Origin of the sequence: Massilia jejuensis, from assembly GCF_042656795.1 — a bacterium.
GTDB classification, from domain to species: Bacteria; Pseudomonadota; Gammaproteobacteria; order Burkholderiales; family Burkholderiaceae_D; genus Telluria; species Telluria jejuensis.
In genome coordinates this window covers 40,656-56,676 of record NZ_JBHSMS010000080.1, presented here as the reverse complement: position 1 = coordinate 56,676, position 16,021 = coordinate 40,656, and the positions used below count along the sequence as shown (strand labels likewise).

Sequence of the window (16,021 nt, the reverse complement as noted above, 5' to 3'; positions counted from 1 at the left end):
CCCGCGAATTAAAACCGAAAATAATGGTCGACCAGCAGCGCCGTGAACAGCAGCGACAGGTACAGGATCGAATAGGCAAAGGCCTTGCGTGCGGCCTGGTCGCTGTAGTGCTTGTGCACGCGCCAGGCGTGGCGCAGGAACAGCACGTTCAGGATGACGGCCGCCGTCAGGTAGATCAGGCCGCTCATTTGCACCGCGAACGGCAGCAAGGTGGTCGCGAACAGCGCCAGCGAATACAGCCACACCTGCTGGCCGGTATAGGCCATGCCGTGGGTAATGGGCAGCATCGGCAGGCCCGAGCGCGCGTAGTCGTCGCGCCGGTACATGGCCAGCGCCCAGAAATGCGGCGGCGTCCAGACGAAGATGATCAGTACCAGCAGCCAGGCCTGCATCGGCACTTCATTGGCGACCGCGGCCCAGCCCAGCGCCGGCGGCATGGCGCCGGACAGGCCGCCGATGACGATGTTCTGCGGCGTGGCCGGTTTCAGGTAAATCGTGTAGACGACGGCGTAGCCCACGAAGGTGACGAAAGTGAGCCACATCGTCAGGGCGTTGACGAAGGTGTACAGGGTCCACATGCCCAGGCCGCCGATGACGGCCGAGAACACGAGCGTCTGGTTGCGCGTCAGTTGGCCGCGCGCGGTGGCGCGGCGGGCGGTGCGCGCCATGCGCGAGTCGATTTCGGCTTCGATCAGGCAGTTGACGGCGAAGGCGGCCCCGGCCAGCAGCCAGATGCCGGCCGTGCCTGCGATCAGCACGCGCCAGCCGGGGAAGCCGTCGGTGGCCAGGAACATGCCGATGATGGCGCAAAAGACGGCAAGCTGGGTGACCCGGGGCTTGGTCAGCGTCCAGTACTGCGAAATGCGGCTGGTCGGTCGGAGGGCGGTCTGGGTGGTCATCGGTACGAGTTCGCAGGAGCGTGGGCATTCGCGGGCGTGCGCTGCGACACGTGAAGCAGGTGCTTGACCTTGTAGTTTAACATGGTCACCAGGAGGACGAGGAGAGCCGCCCCGGCGTTATGCAACACGGCAATGGCCAGCGGGAAGTCGAAAAACACGGTGGCGATGCCCGTGAACAGCTGCGCCAGCAATACCAGCGCGATCAGGCAGCCGGTGCGGCGCAGTGCCGGCTGGCGGCTGGCGCGCCAGGCGGCCAGCCCCAGCACCAGCGTGACGACGATCGCGAAATTGCGGTGCACCCAGTGGATGGCGACCAGCGCCGGGAATTGCAGGTAGTGGCCGGCCGCCGTCTTGCCCAGTTCGCGCCACAGGGTGAAGCCATGCTCGAAATCCATCTCCGGCAACAGGTTGCCGTCGCAGAGCGGGAATTCATCGCAGGCCATGGTCGCGTAGTTGGTGCTGACCCACCCGCCGAGCGCGATCTGGACCGCCAGCACGGCGGCGGCGAACAGGGCCAGGGTGCGCAGCGCACGCAAGCCTGGCAGGTCGCGCCGGTCGCGCAGCGGCGCCGGCGGCGTCGACAGGTAATCCTCTTGCCCGCCCAGCCAGGCCAGCATGGCCAGCAGGCCCATGCCCAGCAGCAGGTGGAGGGTGACGATCAGCGGCTGCAGTTTCAATGTCACGGTCCAGGCGCCGAAGGCGCCCTGCACGCAGACGAACAGGAACAGCGCCACCGGCAGCGCCGGCGCGAAGGCTGCGCGCCGCGTTTTCTTCCACTGGCGGATCGACTGGAACATCAGGGCCATGATCAGGACGCCGATGCCCATGGCCAGGTAGCGGTGGATCATCTCGATCCAGGCCTTGACCCGGGTGACCGGACCGGTCGGCATCGCGGCCTCGGCCGCGGCGATCTGTTCGTGCGCGATGAAGGGATTGGCCGCGCCATAGCAGCCCGGCCAGTCGGGGCAGCCCAGGCCCGAATCGGTGAGGCGGGTAAAGGCGCCGAACACGATCAGGTCGAAGGTGAGGAAAGCCATCACCCAGACCAGCTTGCGGTACTTGTTGGCGTCGCTCGACAGCCAGACCATGGTCAGCGGAATGGCGGCGACGAACAGGCCCATCAGGCCAAGCTGGAACAGGGTCGACGCGTTCATGTTCATGGTCCGCTCACCCGATCGCCGAGGCGCGCAGCAGCTTGGCGAGGTCCTTGTGCACGCGGCGCGGGTCCGGGTCTTTCGGGAAGCGCATCATCAGGTTGCTGCGCGGGTCGATCAGGAAGATATGGTCGTCGGGCCCGGTGCCGCTTTCCACCGGCAGCCAGCGCGACAACTGCCCGGGCGGCACGCGCAGCATATGCATGTCGTCGTACTGGCGGATCAGCATGGTGTCGACCGGCGCGTCGTCGGTGATCAGCCAGACGCGCTCGATGCGGTCCATGTTCTTGCCCTGCATGGTGCGCAGCTGGCGCATCGCGAACAGCTGCTTGAGGCAAGCCTCGGCGCAGGCGCCGCCGCCGACCTTCACCATGATCCACTTGCCGGCATATCGCTCCAGCGTCTCCGGCCGGCCGTCGAGCGTGGTGCTGCTCAGGGCCGGCATCGGGTGGGCGCGCTGGTCGATGAGGGCGCCGTAGTTGGTGCGCCCTGCGGGCTTGATGATGTAATAGGTCACATACGAGGCGATGATCGGCGCCGCGCAGACCAGCAGCAGCACCAGCAGTTTCAGGCGTCCGCTCCAGCGGGCCTTGTTCGACGTCGGCGTTTGTTCAGGCACCTTGTTTTCTTCCACTTCGAAATCCCGTCATCACGAAAAATACGGCCGCCATGGCCGCCAATGCATACCACTGGAACGCGTAGCCGCGGTGCTTGTCCACGCCCGTGCCCGCGGCCGGCCACTCGCGCACCAGTCCCTCGCCCTGCCCGGCGCCGGCCTGCTGCACGAAAAAGGGGTAGAAGGCCAGGCCGCTGGCCCTGGCCACCTCGGCCGTGGTCAGGTTTTGCACGAGCGCCCCGGGTTGCAATGGGCCCGGTGTGCCGAGCTGCATGACCCGGCCCGCGCCGGGCGTGGCCACGCCCTCGATCGTCACCGTGCCGCTCGGGGTCGCGAACTGCGGCAATTGCCCGTACGCGCGCGCAGCGCGCGGCAGCCACCCGCGCAGCACCAGCACGTGCCGGCCCGAAGCGGTTATTTTAAACGGCATCGCCAGGATGAACCCGGAGCGCCCGTTCAACGGCCGGTTTTCCAGGAACAGCGGCCACGAGGACACCCACTCCCCGGTCAGGCGCACCCTGCGATAGTCGAGCTCTTCGGCGCGCGGCGTCGGCTCGGCCGGACCGCGCACGGCACCGTTGCCCACGCCCGCGTCCCCCTGCACACCGCCGCCATTCCCGAACACCAGCGGCGGCGCCGCCGACCGTTGCGCCAGCTTCATAACAAGCGCATCCTTCTCCTGCGCCCTGCGCGTCTGCCAGTTACCCAGCGCAATCCCGAGCACCACCAGCACCACCGTCGCCACGAACGGTATGACCCTGAACCGGAACGCCATTACAATTCACCTTTACTTCATTGCCGGCCAGAACATGAAAATCTTTGTCGCCATCGCCTTCATCCTGATCATCGCCAGCCTCGGCTCGGCGCTGTTCTTCCTCATGAGGGACAAGGGCCGCAGCAACCGCACGGTGCAGGCGCTGGCGATGCGCGTCGGCCTGTCGATCACGCTGTTCCTGATCCTGCTGGCCTCGTACAAGATGGGCTGGATCCAGCCCACCGGCATCCGCTGACCGCGCCACCCCAGATACGACAAGGGACAGCCGGCAGGCTGTCCCTCGCAGTCCCTGCCTGCCGTCGAATCAAAGCCAGTAGACCACGACGTACAGGCCCAGCCAGACCACGTCGACGAAGTGCCAGTACCAGGCCGCGCCTTCGAAACCGAAGTGCTGATCGGCCGTGAAATGCCCGCGCAGCACGCGGTACAGGATCACCGACAGCATGATCGCGCCCAGCGTCACGTGGAAGCCGTGGAAACCGGTCAGCATGAAGAAGGTCGAGCCGTAGATGCCCGAGGTCAGCTTCAGGTTCAGCTCCTGGTAGGCGTGCATGTATTCATAGACCTGGAAGCCCATGAAGATCGCGCCCAGCAGGATGGTGGCGAACAGCCAGAACGCCGTGTTGCGGCGGTGGCCGGCGCGCAGCGCGTGGTGCGAGATCGTCAGCGTCACGCCCGACAGCAGCAGCAGCGCGGTGTTGATGGTCGGGATCGGGAACGGGCCCATGGTGTTGAACGCGTCGACCACGCCGGCGGGACCGGTGTTGCCCCACTGGCCGGCGAAGTCGGGCCACAAGACCTTGTGGTCGAGGTCGGCCAGCCAGGGCATCGAGATCGCCCTGGCGTAGAACAGCGCGCCGAAGAAGGCGGCGAAGAACATGACTTCGGAGAAGATAAACCAGCTCATCGACCAGCGGAAGGATGCATCGATGTTGCGGCTGTACTGGCCCGATTCCGACTCCTTGATGGCGTCGCCGAACCAGAAATACAGCACGGCCAGCATCGCCACGATGCCGGCGATGCAGACGGCAGGCCCCCAGGAGGCGCTGTTGACCCAGCCGGATGCACCGAGCATCGTCACCAGCATCGAGATGCCGCCGGCCATTGGCCACATGGAAGGGCCCGGCACGAAATAATGCGGCGCGGTCTTTGACACACTCATCTTCATCTCCTGGATCGTTATTCTATTGCGTTGAATTGCGTTGAGTTGACATGCAAAACTTCTATTGCGAAACCGCCATTTTCACCAAAAACAACAGCACGCCGATCAATATCGCCACACCCAGCAGCGCCGCCACGATCACCTGGACCGGGTTCAGGTTGACCGCGTCGTCCTCGTAGTCGCGCCGCTTGCGTACTCCGAAGAAGGACCAGAACACCGCCTTCATCGACGCCAGGAAGGAAGCCTTGCGGCGCGGCGGTTCCATCAGTTCGCCGCCACCGCGCCCGAGATCTCGAAGAAGGTATACGACAGCGTGATGTTCTTCACTTCCTTCGGCAACTTCGGGTCGATGAAGAATACCACCGGCATCTGGCGCGCCTCGTTCGGTTTCATGAGCTGCTCGCGGAAGCAGAAGCACTCGACCTTCTTGAAATGCGGCGTCGCCGACTGCGGCGCATAACTCGGGATCGCCTGCGCCTTGACCGCGCGCGCCTGGGTGTTGACGACCTCGTAGACGACGGTCGCCAGCTCCCCCGGGTGCACCTGGATGCTGCGCGTGGTCGGGCGGAAACGCCACGGCCCCTGCGCATTGCCGTCCAGCTCCACCGTGATCAGGCGCGACTTGTCGACCTGGGTATTCTCGGGCCGCTCGACCGTGCCGTCCTGCTGGGTCAGCACGTTGATGCCGAGCACCTCGCACATCTGGCGGTAGACCGGCACCAGCGCGTAGCCGAAGCCGAACATCGCCACCGCCACCACCACCAGCTTGCCGAAGGTGGAGCGGTTCAGGCGCAGGCGCTCTTTCGGGCTGTAGCTCACGACATGAACCAGGTGCGCTTGATGATGACCGCCGCGAAGAAGAACGCGGCGATCACGCACAGGATCAGGGCCGTTTTCACATTGCCCGGCTTCTTCGGCGCGTTCATTACTTCACCAGCGGCGGATTCTCGAAGGTGTGGAATGGCGCCGGGCTCGGCACGGTCCACTCCAGCCCTTCCGCGCCTTCCCATGGCTTGGCCTCGGCTTTCGGGCCGCCCTTGATCGTCGGCAGCACCACCGCGAACAGGAAGTACACCTGCGACAGGCCGAAACCGAAGGCGCCCACCGAGACCAGCATGTTGAAGTCGGTGAACTGGACGGCATAGTCGGCATAGCGGCGCGGCATCCCTGCCAGCCCCAGGAAGTGCATCGGGAAGAAGGTGATGTTGAAGGTGATCAGCGACAGCCAGAAGTGGGCCTTGCCGCGGCCTTCCGGATACATGTGGCCGGTCCATTTCGGCGCCCAGTAGTAGAAGCCGGCGAACAGCGCGAACAGCGAGCCGGCCACGAGCACGTAGTGGAAGTGGGCCACCACGTAATAGGTGTCGTGGACCTGGATGTCGATCGGGGTCACGGCCAGGATCAGGCCGGTGAAGCCGCCCATGGTGAACACGAAGATGAAGCCGACCGAGAACAGCATCGGCGTCTCGAAGGTCATCGAGCCCTTCCACATCGTGGCGACCCAGTTGAACACCTTCACGCCGGTCGGCACCGCGATCAGCATGGTGGCGTACATGAAGAACAGCTGCGAGGTCACCGGCATGCCGGTGGTAAACATGTGGTGCGCCCAGACGATGAACGAGAGCACGGCGATCGAGGCGGTCGCGTAGACCATCGAGGCGTAGCCGAACAGGGGCTTGCGCGCGAATGCCGGCAGGATCTGCGAGACGATGCCGAAGGCCGGCAGGATCATGATGTAGACCTCGGGGTGGCCGAAGAACCAGAAGATGTGCTGGTACATGACCGGGTCGCCGCCGCCGGCGGCGTTGAAGAACGAAGTGCCGAAGTGGCGGTCGGTCAGGGTCATGGTGATGGCGCCGGCCAGGACCGGCATCACGGCGATCAGCAGGAAGGCGGTGATCAGCCAGGTCCAGCAGAACATCGGCATCTTCATCAGGGTCATGCCGGGCGCGCGCATGTTGAGGATGGTGACGATGATGTTGATCGAACCCATGATCGACGAGGCGCCCATGATGTGCATCGCGAAGATCGCCATGTCCATGCCCGGACCCATCTGGGTCGACAGCGGCGCGTACAGGGTCCAGCCGGCGGCGGTCGCGCCGCCCGGCGCGAAGAAGGAACCGGCCAGCAGCAGGGCCGCGGGCGGCAGCAGCCAGAACGAGAAGTTGTTCATGCGCGCGAACGCCATGTCCGACGCCCCCACCTGCAGCGGGATCATCCAGTTGGCGAAGCCGACGAAGGCCGGCATGATCGCGCCGAACACCATCACCAGGCCGTGCATCGTGGTCAGCTGGTTGAAGAATTCGGGGCGGAAGAACTGCAGGCCGGGCTGGAACAGCTCGGTGCGGATCATCAGTGCCAGCACGCCGCCCGACAGCAGCATGATGAACGAGAACCACAGGTACAGGGTACCGATGTCCTTGTGGTTGGTCGCGAACAGCCAGCGGCGGGCGCCGGTCGGCATGTCGTGCGCGTGGTCGTGGTCATGGGCGTGACCGTGATGGTCGTCGTGGGCGTGGTCGAGAGAGCTGGTAGTCATGTCAGTATCCTGGAATCCTGTTACTTGCTACGTGCAGCCAGAATTTCGGCCGGTTGTACGATGTTTTCCGCAGCCTTGTTCGACCAGGTATTGCGGGTATAGGTGATCACCGCCGCAATGTCCGAGTCCGACAGCTGCTTCCATGGCGGCATGGCACCCGGATAGGCCGGCGTGTCCTGGCCGTTGAGCAGCACGTCGATCTGCGCCGCTTTCGGACCGTTCACGAGGGCCGAGCCGTCGAGCGGCGCGAAGGCGTTCGGCACGCCCTTGCCGTTGGCCTGGTGGCAGGCCACGCAGTTGGCGGCGTAGACGGCTTCGCCCTTGGTCTTCAGTTCGTCGATGGTCCAGACCTTGGCCGGATCGTCGGCCAGCGCGGCCATTTCCTTTTTCTTGGTATTGACCCAGGCAGTGTAATCCTCGCTCGAGACGACGCGCACCACGATCGGCATGAAGGCGTGGTCCTTGCCGCACAGCTCGACGCAGTTGCCGCGGTAGACGCCGATCTTGTCGGCCTTGAACCAGCCGTCGCGCACGAAACCGGGAATCGCATCCTGCTTGATGGCGAACGCCGGAATGGTCCAGGCGTGGATCACGTCGTTGGCGGTCAGGACCATGCGGACCTTCTTGCCGACCGGCACGACCATTTCGTTGTCGACTTCGAGCAGGTAGTTTTCGGTGCGCGCCTCGGTCGGCGCCACGCCCGGCTCGCCGATCTGGCTGCGCGGGGTCGACAGGTTCGACAGGAAGCTGATGCCCTCGCCTTCGCCCTTGAGGTAGTCGTAGCCCCATTTCCACTGCATGCCCGTGGCCTTGATGGTGAGGTCGGCGTTCGAGGTGTCCTTCAGCGCCACCACGGTCTTGGTGGCAGGCAGGGCCATGCCGATGACGATCAGGAAGGGAACGATGGTCCAGGCGATTTCGACGGCGGTCGATTCGTGGAAGGTGGCCGGCTTGTGGCCGAGGGACTTGCGGTGCTTGAACACCGAGTAGAACATGACGCCGAAGACGCCGATGAAGATGATCAGGCACACGATCATCATCCAGTTGTGCAAGCTGTAGATGTCAGCGCCGATCCCAGTCACCGGAGTTTGCATGTTCAACTGGTATTCCACCGGCCGCCCCGTGATTTCCGGCGCAGCCAGTGCCGGGATACTGGTCCATACCGCGAGACCGAGCACCATGGCGTGAAGTCGCTTTGCATATGTCATGAATTGTCCCCAACCACCCAAAATAAGAATATTTTTAAACGGTCAGCAATTCCATGAACGAACCGCCGCCGCTCCGAAACCAGTTGCAAGCGGCTTCCGACGGCGCGGCGCGGGGACGCGCAACCGGTTAAAACCATGACGCGTTCCCCAGCAACTGCAAACACACTGAAGGGCGCGAAACTTGCTGGTGCTGCTTTTCAATTTTCCAATTCTTTCACCATTTCACCCTGTTTTTCAACGTTTACCGGGCGCTGGGCGAAAAAATAGTCATTGATTATACTCAAATCGCCAATTTTTATTCAAGGAAAATCCTTGCAATGGCCATGTTATTTCGTGCGCCGTGGCATCGAGCGTTGCCTTCCCGGCCTTGCCATTCCGGCGCCGCCGTGCCACCGGCGCCGGCGCGGCCGCCTATGGCCTGCGCGGCTGGAAGCGCACGATCGACTCCCCTGCCACGGTCGTCCTGGGCACTGGCCGGAAGGCGTGGCCGTAGATCACCTCGAAGCTCAGCCCGATCCTGCCGTCGGCCCCGCGCATCGCTTCCAGGGCGTCGAGCATGCGCTGCCAGGCCGCGCGTCCGACCAGCCCGCGCCGGCGCGTGGCCAGCGGGTTGCCGCCGAGCGCGCGCACGTCCGCCAGCAGCGCCGCGACCGTGCCGTAGGTGACCGTGATGCGCTCGGCATCCATCACCGGCGTCGAAAACCCGGCCTCGACGAGCTGGTCGCCGAAATCGTGCATGTCCACGAACGGCAGGGTATGCGGCGTTTCGTCGAGCGCGGCAAAGGCCGTGCGCAGCTCCTTGAAGGTATCGGGACCGAAATTCGAGAACATCAGCAAGCCGTCGACGCGCAGCACGCGGCGCCATTCGGCGAACACGCGGTCCGGCTGGGGATGCCAGTGCAGCGCCAGGTTCGACCACACCAGGTCGATCGAGTTCGGGCCGAATGGCAGGGTACCGAAGTCGCCGCACAGCAGATCGATGCCGGCCTTGGCCGGCATCAAGCGGCTGAGCATCCGGTTCAGCGAACGCAGGGCCGGCGCCGGCGTGCCGGCCGCGGCCAGCATGGCGCTCGACGCGTCGATGCCGATGACCTGGGCCGCCGGATAGGTCGTTTGCAGCGTGCCCAGATCGGGCCCGGCGCCGCAGCCGGCGTCGAGCACGCGCCGGGGCCCGATCTTGACCAGACTCAGCCGCTCGTGCATGCGCCCGGCGATCTCGCGGCGCAGGAAATCGGCCGCGGCCACGCGCCGCGGTTCCTTGAACAGCGCGCGCACGCGGCCGGCGTCAATCGGTGCGCTCATTTTCGACGGAGACGAGGGAGAAGCCATGTTTCTGTTGCGTTCGAATGAGATAATGGCGGCAGTGTACATCTTTGTGGGAGTCGGGCCCATGCTTGAGCACCTGGGAGCGGTTGCGCAACACTGGCCGCGCGCCCTGGCACGCGCCGTCCTGCCCTGCTCCTGCGCGCTGTGCGGCGAAGCGGCGCCCGAACCCGTGTGCGCGCCCTGCACGCGGGACCATGCCGGGCCCGGCGGGCCGCGCTGCCCCCGCTGCGCCAATCCGCTCGGCGCCGCCGAGCTGCCCGGACAAGCCTGCGGCGCCTGCCTGGCCGCGGCGCCGGCCTTCGATGCGACAATCGTCGCGGCCGAATACGCCGCGCCGCTCGACGCCCTCGTGCTTGGCCTGAAATTCGGCGCCCGCCTGCCGCTGGCGCCCTGGTTCGCGCAGCGCATGCGCGATGCCGTGCTGATGCAGCCGGGCTGGCCGCTGCCCGAGCTGCTGTGCCCGGTCCCGCTGGGGCCGCGCAGGCTCGCCGAGCGCGGCTTCAACCAGGCGCTCGAGATCGCCCGGCCGCTGGCGCTCGCCATCGGCGCCGTCCTGCAGCCGCGCCTGGCGCAACGCGCCGTCGAGACGGCCGCGCAGTCGGGCGTGGCGCCGCGCGAACGTGCCCGCAATATCCGCGGCGCCTTCGAGGTGGCGCCGGAGATGGTCCATTTGCTGCACGGCCGCCACGTCGGCGTCGTCGATGACGTCATGACGAGCGGACACACCTTGAACGAGCTGGCCGCCACCCTGAAGGCAGCCGGCGCGGCGCGCGTATCGAACCTGGTGTTCGCGCGCACGCCACCATACTGATGAGGAAGCTGGAATGTTTCATGTTGTTTTAGTCGAACCGGAAATCCCACCGAATACCGGCAATGTCATCCGCCTGTGCGCCAACACCGGCGTGCAACTGCACCTGATCGAGCCGCTCGGCTTTCCCCTCGACGACGCCAAGATGCGCCGCGCCGGTCTCGATTACCACGACTATGCGACGATGAAGGTGCACAAGCACTGGGATGCTTTTCTGGCGGACACGCAAGCCGATCCGGCGCGCATGTTCGCCCTCACGACGCACGGCTCGGCACCGTTTGCGAATGCCGCGTTCCAGCCGGGCGATGTTTTCGTCTTCGGACCCGAGTCGCGCGGGCTGGCGCCGGCCTTTCGCGACGGTTTTCCGGCGGCGCAGCGGATTCGCCTGCCGATGATGCCGGATAACCGCAGCCTGAACCTGTCGAATACGGTGGCGGTGGTGGTGTACGAGGCCTGGCGCCAGAACGGCTACGCAGGCGGGGCGTGAGGCGCCGCCCGGAATGGTCGGGCGGCAGGGCGCGCGCCGCGCCCTGACAGGCACGGCCGCAGCCGCGCCTGTCGTTCCTTACACCGTTGGCGGGTCGGTCTCGCGCGCGAACGAGCGGTGGCCGGCCAGCGCTTCCTTGAACGCTTCCAGGCCGGCGTCGATCAGCAGCGCCGGATCGTCCGACCCGTCCGGCAGCGTCGCCGGAATCATCGCCTTGGCCAGCAAGCCGGCGCCGCCGCCCAGGACCAGGATCGGCTTGCAATGGCGGTACTGCTCGCGCAGGAAGTCGATCGCATGGGCATTCCTCGCCAGCAGGTCGGACGATTGCTCGCCGTCCGGCACGATCACCGCGTCATACATGACCGACGGCCCGGCTTCGAGCGAAATCTCGACGTCCAGCGGGTCGCCGGCGCCCGTCTTGACCTTGCCCAGCATGGAGCCGACCAGGCGCGGCACGGCGCCGTCCTTCAGCAAGTCCGCATACATGGTGCGCACGGCATTGCCGTCGACACCGGCGGCCACCAGGATCGCCACGCGGCGGGTACGGATGCCGGTCTCGCCCGGACGGCTGAGCAGCGACAGCGACGGCGACGGCGCGTAGGCCGGGATTTCCGGGCGCGCCAGCGGCAGCGGCGCCGGCACGTCCATGCCCAGGCCTTCGGCCACTTTCGCCACCAGCCCGGCGTCGACATTGGCCAGCAGCGCCAGCACGCGCTCGCGCACGGCCGGGGTCTGGACCCGGGTCAGCTCGAAGCGGAAGGCGTTGGCGATGTGGGCCTGCTCGGCCGCGCTCTGGCTCTGGAAGAACAGGCGCGCCTGCCCATAGTGCTCGGCGAACAGTTCCGGATTGCCGCGCACCTTGTCTTCGGTCGCGAAGGCTTCCGGGAAGCTGGTGAAGCCCGCCTTTCCAGCCTGGAACGGGCAGCCGCCGCCCAGCGAATTCGGTTCATAGTTCACGCGGCCGCGGTTGATGGCCTGGCGGTGCATGCCGTCGCGCTGGTTGTTCTGGATCTGGACGACCGGCGAGTTGATCGGGATTTCGTGGAAGTTCGCGCCGCCCAGGCGGCTGATCTGGGTATCGAGGTAGGAGTGGTTACGGCCTTGCAGCAGCGGATCGTTGGAAAAATCGATGCCCGGCACGATGTGCGCGGTGCAGAAGGCCACTTGCTCGGTTTCGGCGAAGAAATTGTCTGGATTGCGGTTGAGCACCAGGCGGCCCACCGGGGTCAGCGGAACCAGCTCTTCGGGAACCAGCTTGGTCGCATCCAGGATGTCGAAGGGGAAGGAAGCGGCCTGCTCTTCGGTGAAGACCTGCAAGCCCAGCTCCCATTCCGGGAAATTGCCCGCTTCGATCGCTTCCCACAGGTCGCGCCGGTGGAAGTCGGGGTCGGCGCCCGAGATGCGCACCGCCTCGTCCCACACCAGCGAGTGCGTACCCTGCAGCGGCGTCCAGTGGAATTTCACGAAGCGCGACTCGCCGGCGGCATTGATCAGGCGGAAAGTGTGCACGCCAAAGCCCTGCATCGTGCGGTAGCTGCGCGGAATGGCGCGGTCCGACATCGTCCACATCAGCATGTGGGCGATTTCGGGCGAGAGCGAAGCGAAGTCCCAGAAGGTGTCGTGGGCGGTGGCGGCCTGCGGCATCGCGTGGTGCGGCTCGGGCTTGGCGGCATGCACCAGGTCCGGGAATTTCATCGCATCCTGGATGAAGAAGACCGGGATGTTATTGCCCACCAGGTCCCAGTTGCCCTGTTCGGTGTAGAACTTGACGGCGAAGCCGCGCACGTCGCGCGCCGTGTCGGTCGAGCCGCGCTCGCCGGCGACGGTCGAGAAACGCACGAAGACCGGCGTGCGCTTGTCCTTGGCGGCGAACGGCACCGCGCGGGTCAGTTCGCTGAAGTCGCCATACGATTCGAAGAAGCCGTGCGCGGCCGAACCGCGCGCATGCACCACGCGCTCGGGAATGCGCTCGTGGTCGAAGTGGGTGATCTTTTCGCGCAGGATGAAGTCTTCCATCGCGGTCGGCCCGCGCAGGCCGATCTTCAGCGAATGCTGGTTGTCCGCAACCGGCACGCCCTGGTTGGTGGTGAGCACGCGGTCGCCGGCATCGACGCGCACCCGGTCGAGCGGCGCCACGGTCGGATTCTGGCCGACCGCCGGCTGGCCGCTGCCGACTTTGTCCGAGCCGATGATTTCCGTGCTGGTGCTGCCGGTCGCCGCAGGTGTCGACGGCTGATGGTGGTCGCCCTCGGACGGCGTGCGCGACGCGTCGCCGTATTCGCCCGGCTTGTTCGGGTTGAACGGCGCGGCGGCGGCCAGCTGCTTCTCGGCGCTGGTCTTTTCCAGCAGGCGCGCGGGAACCGGTTCATTGCTGCCCAGGCTGGAAGGCGGCTTGCCGGTGGAAGGTCCGGCCACGGTACTCAATACGGAGCCGGCGCCATCGGTTGCACCAGGTTTGTTCTTGCTTGCGGTCATTCTGTCCTCGCTAGTTGATCAGGTGTCTTGTCTGCGACAACGACCATAACCGATGGCAGGACGACGCTACGTTAGGCAACTAACAGAAACACGCTAGCATTCCTTCAAAATTATCTATCCGAACGATAGCGTCCTGCTAACGGGCCGGTCCATCCGCGCGAGGACAGTAGGCTCAGCACGCGGCGGCCTGGCCGGGGCCGATCCTGGGGCGCCGTGGCCGCAAGCGCGCTTCGATGGCATTCACCCAGCCGGGCGCCGCCGGATTGGTTTCCCAGGCGCCGAGCGCGGCGTCGACCTGGCGCAGCAGGGATTCAGGCAGCGCCGGGTCCGTCAGGAAGCGCAGTGCGATCCGGTAACCGAGGATGCGCGCAGCCAGGCGCAGGATCGACACCCCCGGGTCGAACAGGCCGGTGGCGCTGTCGGCGGCGCGCGCCGCGCCCAGCCCGAGGGAGAACAGCGCGCGTGCCAGCAGCGGCGCTTGCGCGTCCAGGCCGAGCGCGCGCGCCGTCGCGCGGGCGCACAGGCGGCGCGCCAGCAGCAGCGGCAAGGCTTGCAGGGCGCGGCGCCGGATGCCCTCCCTCAGCGCGCGCACCAGGCCGGCGGCCAGCGCCGGGCGCGGGTCGGGCGCTTTTCCCCAGGCCGGTGCGCCGCCCTTGCGCCCGGGCACGGCGTAGCGGGCGTCGGCGACGGCACGCGCGTGCCGTTGCAGGCGCTCGAACAAGGTGGCGGCCTCGCGCATGCGCGGGGCGAGCAAGTCTTCCTCGATGCCGAGCAGGTGGCCCGCCACGTTCCAGGCGTGCAGCCAGGCGTCCTCGTCCTGTCGGCGCAGGCCCAGGCCGAGGCGGCGCAGGCTGCGCAGCATCACGTAGTGAAAGCCGAGCAGCGTATAAGCCAGCGCTTCCTGGTTGCGCGGCAGGCCGTCGACGCGCACGTCCCAGCCGCGCGCGAACAGCGTGCGGTGCGGGTCCGCGCCCTCGGGCAGCAGGGCCGGAATGGCCGCGCCGTAGGTCAGCGCCTCGCCCGGGTGGCCGCGCACGACCAGGTGGCGGACCAGGGCGTTCCTCAGGCGCAGCGCGAGCACTTGCGCCACGCCGCTGCCGGCCGGATCGAGCAGGCCGCCGGGCAGCATCGCCGCCAGCATCAGGGCCGCCGCCGCACGCACCCGGTCGTCGGGATGCGGCTCGACGGCACCGGCCGCCATGTCGGCTTCCGGCACGGCGGCGCAGGCCAGCAGCGTGAACGATACCGTGCCGAGACAGGCGAACACCGCTTCGGCGCGGGCGACCTTGCCGGCATCGAGCCAGGCCGGCAGCCGGCGCGCCTGTTTTATATAGTCTTCCAGCGCGGCGGCGATCGGCGCCGGCGTGCCGGCATCGGCGCGCCATCCATCGAGCGCGCCATTGCTGTCCCAGGCGGCCAGCGCGCGCTCGACGACGGCGATCGCGTCCCAGCGCGACAAGGACGGCGTACCGGTGTCCGGACCGCAGAGGATGCGATGGACGATGTCGTCGGCCAGGGGATCGGCGCGCAGGCGCGGGTCGGCGGGCGGCGCGCTCGGGTGCGTGGGGTGAATGGGGTGCATGGGGTACGTAGGGTGCGTGGGGGTCATGGCCTCAGGACCGGTCGTGGTGGCGCCGGACCGTGCGGCCGGCCATGCGGACCGCCCGGCGCGCCGCCGGCGAAGCGCGGGCGTGCGCCAAGAGTCTAACAGTTCATGCAATTAGGAAATAGCCCCTTCAGCAATAACGTGGATGGGCTACAACTGTTCAGGCTGTCCGATAGGGATCAGCGGGCCCAGCGCAGGGCCGCGGCATAGGCGGCGCTGTCGGAAATCGTGTTATGCCCGCTTCCTTCGATCACCTCGTGCCTTGCCACGCCGGGGGCGAAGCGCGCCACCAGCCGCGCCGTGCTGCGCGCCGGAACGATCTCGTCCTGTCCGGCGGCGAGGACCAGGGTCGGCGCCCTGACCCGCGGCGCATGGGGCGCCGCTTCGTAGCGGTCGCGCAGCAGCCAGCGCACGGGGAAGAACGGAAACTGGCGGGCCGCGAGCCCGGCCAGGCTGTCGAAGGGAGTGACCAGCACCAGCTTGTGCACCGGACGCCGGCTGGCCACCTGCAGCGCGATGCTGCTGCCCAGGCTGCGGCCCACCAGCACGACCTCGGCATGCGCCGCGGCCACGCGGTCGAACAGCCGCAAGGCGTCGGCCACCAGCGCTTGCTCGCTCGGCTTGCCGGTGCTGCCGGTATAGCCGCGGTAGTGCAGCAGGTAGAGCGCGTGATCGGGAAAGGCGTCGTCCAGCTGCGGCAGGCTCATGGACACGTCTTCGGCGTTGCCGCCCAAATAGATGAGGGCCTTGGTGCCAGGCCGGGGGCGTTCCGAAATGGTCACGACCGCGCCGGGGACGGTCATGGTCGACACCTGCGGGGCCCGGACCAGGGCCTGGGCGGGCGGGAAATAAATCAGCGAGCGCTGCAGGAGAAACAGGGCCAGGCACGCCGCGCTGTAGGCAGCGATGCCGAGCAGGAACAGCGTGCCGAGTGTCTTTTGCATGCGGCCGCCAGGGACGATCAGC

At 66.7% G+C, this 16,021-nt stretch carries 17 protein-coding genes; 3 read left to right on the top strand and 14 right to left on the bottom strand.

Annotation, left to right across the window (positions count from 1 at the left end; translation table 11 throughout):
• Positions 1 to 8: 8 nt before the first annotated feature.
• The 4 genes from cyoE to ACFPOU_RS22880 are packed head-to-tail and all read right to left on the bottom strand — an operon-like array spanning position 9 to position 3,444.
• Complete coding sequence (gene cyoE / locus ACFPOU_RS22895; protein ID WP_379727116.1) at positions 9 to 899, bottom strand: heme o synthase; 891 nt, start codon at positions 897 to 899, stop codon at positions 9 to 11.
• Positions 896 to 2,053 (bottom strand): COX15/CtaA family protein, encoded by a 1,158-nt coding sequence (locus ACFPOU_RS22890; RefSeq protein ID WP_379727168.1) that lies wholly within the window; start codon positions 2,051 to 2,053, stop codon positions 896 to 898. The genes cyoE and ACFPOU_RS22890 overlap by 4 nt, the downstream gene beginning before the upstream one ends.
• Positions 2,054 to 2,066: 13 nt before the next feature.
• The gene (locus tag ACFPOU_RS22885) at positions 2,067 to 2,672 is read right to left on the bottom strand and encodes an SCO family protein (protein WP_379727113.1); all 606 of its coding nucleotides are present in this window, start codon (positions 2,670 to 2,672) and stop codon (positions 2,067 to 2,069) included.
• Positions 2,665 to 3,444, bottom strand: a complete 780-nt coding sequence (locus ACFPOU_RS22880; protein ID WP_379727110.1) for an SURF1 family protein — start codon at positions 3,442 to 3,444, stop codon at positions 2,665 to 2,667. The genes ACFPOU_RS22885 and ACFPOU_RS22880 overlap by 8 nt, the downstream gene beginning before the upstream one ends.
• A gap of 34 nt (positions 3,445 to 3,478) precedes the next feature.
• On the opposite strand from ACFPOU_RS22880, the gene ACFPOU_RS22875 reads away from it, so the two are divergent.
• Positions 3,479 to 3,679 (top strand): twin transmembrane helix small protein, encoded by a 201-nt coding sequence (locus ACFPOU_RS22875; RefSeq protein WP_379727107.1) that lies wholly within the window; start codon positions 3,479 to 3,481, stop codon positions 3,677 to 3,679.
• Positions 3,680 to 3,748: 69 nt separating this feature from the next.
• Here ACFPOU_RS22875 and ACFPOU_RS22870 read toward each other — a convergent pair whose 3' ends face one another.
• The 7 genes from ACFPOU_RS22870 to ACFPOU_RS22840 all read right to left on the bottom strand — a co-directional run bounded on the left by ACFPOU_RS22870 (position 3,749) and on the right by ACFPOU_RS22840 (position 9,655).
• Entirely contained in the window at positions 3,749 to 4,606 is an 858-nt protein-coding gene (locus ACFPOU_RS22870; protein WP_379727104.1) for a cytochrome c oxidase subunit 3, read from the bottom strand.
• A gap of 61 nt (positions 4,607 to 4,667) precedes the next feature.
• A complete protein-coding gene (locus tag ACFPOU_RS22865) occupies positions 4,668 to 4,871 on the bottom strand; it encodes a DUF2970 domain-containing protein (protein ID WP_379727101.1) in 204 nt (67 codons plus the stop codon).
• Positions 4,871 to 5,425 carry a cytochrome c oxidase assembly protein gene (locus tag ACFPOU_RS22860; RefSeq protein ID WP_379727098.1) on the bottom strand — a complete coding sequence of 185 codons (555 nt, stop codon included), beginning with the start codon at positions 5,423 to 5,425 and terminating at the stop codon, positions 4,871 to 4,873. Before ACFPOU_RS22860 ends, ACFPOU_RS22865 begins: the two co-directional genes overlap by 1 nt.
• Positions 5,422 to 5,532, bottom strand: a complete 111-nt coding sequence (locus tag ACFPOU_RS22855; protein WP_379727095.1) for a cytochrome oxidase small assembly protein — start codon at positions 5,530 to 5,532, stop codon at positions 5,422 to 5,424. The genes ACFPOU_RS22860 and ACFPOU_RS22855 overlap by 4 nt, the downstream gene beginning before the upstream one ends.
• Positions 5,532 to 7,145, bottom strand: coding sequence for a cytochrome c oxidase subunit I (gene ctaD, locus ACFPOU_RS22850; RefSeq protein WP_379727092.1), 1,614 nt, complete (start codon positions 7,143 to 7,145; stop codon positions 5,532 to 5,534). Before ctaD ends, ACFPOU_RS22855 begins: the two co-directional genes overlap by 1 nt.
• 20 nt (positions 7,146 to 7,165) lie before the next feature.
• Entirely contained in the window at positions 7,166 to 8,353 is a 1,188-nt protein-coding gene (coxB, locus tag ACFPOU_RS22845) for a cytochrome c oxidase subunit II (RefSeq protein WP_379727089.1), read from the bottom strand.
• A 411-nt stretch (positions 8,354 to 8,764) separates the two neighbouring features.
• Positions 8,765 to 9,655, bottom strand: a complete 891-nt coding sequence (locus tag ACFPOU_RS22840) for a methyltransferase domain-containing protein (protein WP_379727086.1) — start codon at positions 9,653 to 9,655, stop codon at positions 8,765 to 8,767.
• Positions 9,656 to 9,743: 88 nt separating this feature from the next.
• On the opposite strand from ACFPOU_RS22840, the gene ACFPOU_RS22835 reads away from it, so the two are divergent.
• Both ACFPOU_RS22835 and trmL read left to right on the top strand, forming a co-directional pair.
• Positions 9,744 to 10,490 (top strand): ComF family protein, encoded by a 747-nt coding sequence (locus ACFPOU_RS22835; protein ID WP_379727083.1) that lies wholly within the window; start codon positions 9,744 to 9,746, stop codon positions 10,488 to 10,490.
• Between the two features lie 13 nt (positions 10,491 to 10,503).
• Positions 10,504 to 10,974 carry a tRNA (uridine(34)/cytosine(34)/5-carboxymethylaminomethyluridine(34)-2'-O)-methyltransferase TrmL gene (trmL, locus tag ACFPOU_RS22830; protein WP_379727081.1) on the top strand — a complete coding sequence of 157 codons (471 nt, stop codon included), beginning with the start codon at positions 10,504 to 10,506 and terminating at the stop codon, positions 10,972 to 10,974.
• A 78-nt stretch (positions 10,975 to 11,052) separates the two neighbouring features.
• Here the strand turns inward: trmL and ACFPOU_RS22825 are convergent, their stop codons facing one another.
• The 3 genes from ACFPOU_RS22825 to ACFPOU_RS22815 form a co-directional block, all read right to left on the bottom strand.
• Entirely contained in the window at positions 11,053 to 13,449 is a 2,397-nt protein-coding gene (locus ACFPOU_RS22825) for a catalase (protein ID WP_379727078.1), read from the bottom strand.
• A 172-nt stretch (positions 13,450 to 13,621) separates the two neighbouring features.
• The gene (locus ACFPOU_RS22820) at positions 13,622 to 15,031 is read right to left on the bottom strand and encodes a DUF2236 domain-containing protein (RefSeq protein WP_379727075.1); all 1,410 of its coding nucleotides are present in this window, start codon (positions 15,029 to 15,031) and stop codon (positions 13,622 to 13,624) included.
• 203 nt (positions 15,032 to 15,234) lie between these two features.
• Positions 15,235 to 15,999: an alpha/beta hydrolase gene (locus tag ACFPOU_RS22815; protein WP_379727072.1), complete on the bottom strand. Its 765-nt coding sequence runs from the start codon at positions 15,997 to 15,999 to the stop codon at positions 15,235 to 15,237.
• Positions 16,000 to 16,021: the final 22 nt, after the last annotated feature.